We start from the raw sequence: 1,679 nt of genomic DNA on the forward strand, positions 1-1,679 counted from the left end.
TTCCCATTAGTTAGATAGAATCACACTTAAAAGACATTCTAGTTAAAAATAATATTTGTTGCGTAAATTCTAGTAAATATCTTGCGCCGAGCGATTTGGGTAATGTCCGAGATAATCAGTCTGGGGCAGGTTTTAAACTCAAAAAACTAGCAGAATACTATGAAGACATTGGTACTAGAAGAGCCGGGGAAGTTTAATTATACGGATACTACGATAGATGAAAGTTTGTCAGTTGATGAAGCTTTAGTAAAAGTTCAGCGCATTGGTATTTGTGGTACCGATTTTCACGCCTACCGGGGTAATCAGCCCTTTTTTACGTACCCTAGAATACTAGGACACGAACTGGGAGTAGAGGTGCTTAAAGTAGGTGCGCAAGTACTTGATGTAGCGGTGGGCGACAAATGTTCGGTAGAACCCTATCTAAACAAAACCCAAGATCAGGCGGTACGCCGGGGCTTTACCAACTGTGGCGAAAACATTTCGGTGCTGGGGGTGCACGAAGACGGCGGCATGCGGGAGCACTTTAAGTTACCGGCTAAGTACTTACACCGATCGGCTAAGCTGAGCTACGAACAGTTAGCCGTAGTTGAACCCTTAGGCATTGGCTGTCACGCGGTGAACCGGGCGAATATTCAGTCCGACGATTTGGTATTAGTGGTAGGAGCGGGGCCAATCGGATTGGCGACCGTAATCTTTGCTACAGCCCGGGGAGCAAAAACTGTAGTGATGGACATCAACCAAGAACGTCTCAACTTTGCTCAAGAAACTATCAGTATTCACGGAACTGTGCTTGCCAGCCGAGATGATACTATAGATAAGTTGCGGGAACAGTTTGACGGTGATTTGCCTACGGTGGTTTTGGATGCTACCGGAAATAAGCATTCTATGGCAAAGGCCCTAGACTACGCAGCTCCGGCGGGGCGGATTGTTTTCATCGGACTGTTTCAGGGTGACTTTACCTTTCACGACCCGTACTTCCACAAGAAAGAACTGACGCTGATGGCCAGTCGGAATGCGCTACCGGTGGATTTTAAGCAGATTATCCGCATGATGGAAGAAGGAAGCATTAACATTGATCGCTGGATTACCCACCGCAGTTCTTTTGAAGAAATGGTAGATAAGTTTGATGGCTGGTTGAAACCTGAAGCCGGAGTGATCAAAGCGGTGGTGTCGCTATGAGTACACTAAGTTGGCCTGAATTATGGATCGTATCTACTGGTGGCTCTCAATAAAGTGCTGAACATCTTCCTGGGTTCCCATAATGAAGAGTAGGTCGCCCTCTTCAATCTCAGTGTCTGAACTAGGCACTCCAACAAAATACTTAGGTTGATCATGATTGTCGCTACGCTTGATCGTAATCAGATTTAGGTTGAATTTGCGGCGTAGGTCTATTTGTACTAAAGTTTTGCCGGCTAGCTTAACCGGAGCCTCTATTTCTATAATTTCGTACTCTTCTGACAACGAAAGAAAAGAGCGAATATTAGGCTGAAGCAGCGATTTGGCTACTGATTCACCGATTTTCTTCTCCGGTGAAAGGATCTCGGTTATTCCCAATTTAGTTAAGATCGTGTGCTGCTGTTCGTTGGCGGCTCGAGTAATTATTCTTTTAACGCCAAGTTCCTGTAGCACCACGGTAGTTAGTAACAGGGCCTCGAAATCTTCTCCTATCGTTACCACTG

General features: G+C 45.6%; 2 protein-coding genes. One reads left to right on the top strand and one right to left on the bottom strand.

The features are described from left to right. Positions 1–159: 159 nt before the first annotated feature. The gene (locus WBA23_RS03320) at positions 160–1,179 is read left to right on the top strand and encodes a zinc-binding alcohol dehydrogenase family protein (RefSeq protein ID WP_424580827.1); all 1,020 of its coding nucleotides are present in this window, start codon (positions 160–162) and stop codon (positions 1,177–1,179) included. 33 nt (positions 1,180–1,212) lie between these two features. On the opposite strand, the gene WBA23_RS03325 is transcribed toward WBA23_RS03320, so the two are convergent. Beyond that, positions 1,213–1,679 (bottom strand): potassium channel family protein (locus WBA23_RS03325; RefSeq protein ID WP_424580828.1); only part of this gene is annotated, 467 nt, incomplete at its 5' end.

It is taken from the genome of Tunicatimonas sp., assembly GCF_049647865.1.
Classification (GTDB): domain Bacteria; phylum Bacteroidota; class Bacteroidia; order Cytophagales; family Cyclobacteriaceae; genus Tunicatimonas.

Bases quoted from the DNA above. Each gene is read 5' to 3' on its own strand.
- WBA23_RS03320 (WP_424580827.1), top strand. From the start codon at position 160: ATGAAGACATTGGTACTAGAAGAGCCGGGGAAGTTTAATTATACGGAT.